This is a genomic window from Acidovorax sp. KPB24-07 (genome assembly GCF_057543315.1).
Map to the genome: position 1 here is coordinate 1 of NZ_BAAJYS010000543.1, position 1,844 is coordinate 1,844.

Below are 1,844 nucleotides of genomic sequence, written 5' to 3' on the forward strand. Positions count from 1 at the left end.
ACCACGGCCATGCCATGGGCGCGGGCGGCTTCGCGCAGCGGCGCCAGCACGGCGTCGTCCGCGCCGAGCACGTGGCGGGCCGCCAGATCGGGCTCATAGCCCGTGAGCGACAGCTCGGGAAAGACGAGCAGTTGCACGCCTTCCTGGGCGGCGGCCTGCACCATGGCCAGGTGCGCCTGCACGTTGGCCGGCACATCGCCGGGGATTGAGATCGACTGCGCCGCTGCCACGGTGTACAGCGGTGGGAACACGGGGGGATTCAAGGGGCGGATGGTCCGTGAAGCGGGCGGTGGATGGCAGGCGGCTGGCGGCGAACGATCAGTGGGCCGCGGCACCCACGTGCGCGTCGGGCTTGACCCGGTGCAGCAGCGCGAGCATGGCCGCTTCGATGCGCGCTAGCGCCTCGGGCGTGTGGCCTTCGAAGCGCAGCACCAGCACGGGCGTGGTGTTGCTGGCGCGGATGAGGCCGAAGCCGTCCGGCCAGTCCACGCGCAGGCCGTCGATGGTGTTGATCTCGGCCGGGGCGGCGAAGGTTTCGGCGGCCAGGGCCTGCAGTTCGGCGGTCAGGCGGTGCGGCTCGCCTTCGGCGCACGACACGTTCAGCTCGGGCGTGGAATGGCTGGTGGGCAGGCCGTTGAGCACGGCGCCGGGGTCGCTTTCGCGGCTCAAAATTTCGAGCAGGCGGCAGCCGGCATAGGTGCCGTCGTCAAAGCCGAACCAGCGCTCCTTGAAGAAGATGTGCCCGCTCATCTCGCCGCCCAGGGGCGAGTCGAGTTCCTTCATGCGCGCCTTGATGAGCGAGTGGCCGGTCTTGTACATGACGGGTTGGCCGCCCGCCTCGGTGATGGCAGGGGCCAGGCGCTGGGTGCACTTCACGTCGAAGAGGATGTGGCCCCCGGGCACGCGCGAGAGCACGTCGCGGGCGAACAGCATCATCTGGCGGTCGGGAAAGATGTTCTGGCCGTCCTTGGTGACGATGCCCAGCCGGTCGCCGTCGCCGTCGAAGGCCAGGCCCAGTTCGGCGTCGCTCGATTGCAGCGTGGAGATCAGGTCGCGCAGGTTCTCGGGCTTGCTGGGGTCGGGATGGTGGTTGGGGAAATTGCCGTCCACCTCGGAAAACAGCTCGATCACCTCGCAGCCCAGCGCGCGGAAGATGCCGGGGGCCGAGGCGCCGGCAATGCCGTTGCCGCTGTCCACCACGATCTTCATGGGGCGGGCGAGCTTGACGTCGGAGGTGATGCGCTGCACGTAGGCGGGCAGCCCGTCGGCCTGGCGCACGCTGCCGCCTTCGGCCAGCGTCCAGCTTTCTTCTTCCATGGTGCGGCGCAGGGCCTGGATCTCGTCGCCGTAGATGGCGCGGCCGGCCAGCACCATCTTGAAGCCGTTGTAGTCCTTGGGGTTGTGGCTGCCGGTGACCTGGATGCCGCTGTGGCACAGGGTGTGGGCGGCAAAGTAGAGCATGGGGGTGGTGGCGGGGCCGATGTCGATGACCTCGATGCCGGCATCCACCAGCCCGGCGATCAGCGCGGCGGCCAGCGAGGGGCCGGACAGGCGGCCGTCGCGCCCCACGGCCACCACCGTCTGCCCCTCGGCCCGCGCGGCGGTGCCGAAGGCGCGCCCCAGGCCCCGGGCCACTTCGTCGTTCAGGGTGCTCGGCACGATGCCGCGGATGTCGTAGGCCTTGAAGATGGCGGGCGTGGGCTGCACAGGGGGTTCCTTCGCGGTTCGGGAGAAATCGCGGGGCGCGGCGGGCGCATGGTGCGCTGCGGCGCCCCTTCTCGTTGGACGGGTCGCGGCATTGTAGGCGCGGGGTCGGGCGCCGCCGGGGCTGCGGCGCGTAGGCC

General features: G+C 70.5%; 2 protein-coding genes. Both read right to left on the reverse strand.

Features of this window, described 5'->3' with window-relative positions; translation table 11 throughout:
- Positions 1-251 (reverse strand): nitrilase-related carbon-nitrogen hydrolase (locus AC27IQ_RS23620; protein WP_487091010.1); only part of this gene is annotated, 251 nt, incomplete at its 3' end.
- 67 nt (positions 252-318) lie between these two features.
- Positions 319-1,707 carry a phosphomannomutase/phosphoglucomutase gene (locus AC27IQ_RS23625; RefSeq protein ID WP_487091011.1) on the reverse strand — a complete coding sequence of 463 codons (1,389 nt, stop codon included), beginning with the start codon at positions 1,705-1,707 and terminating at the stop codon, positions 319-321.
- Positions 1,708-1,844: the final 137 nt, after the last annotated feature.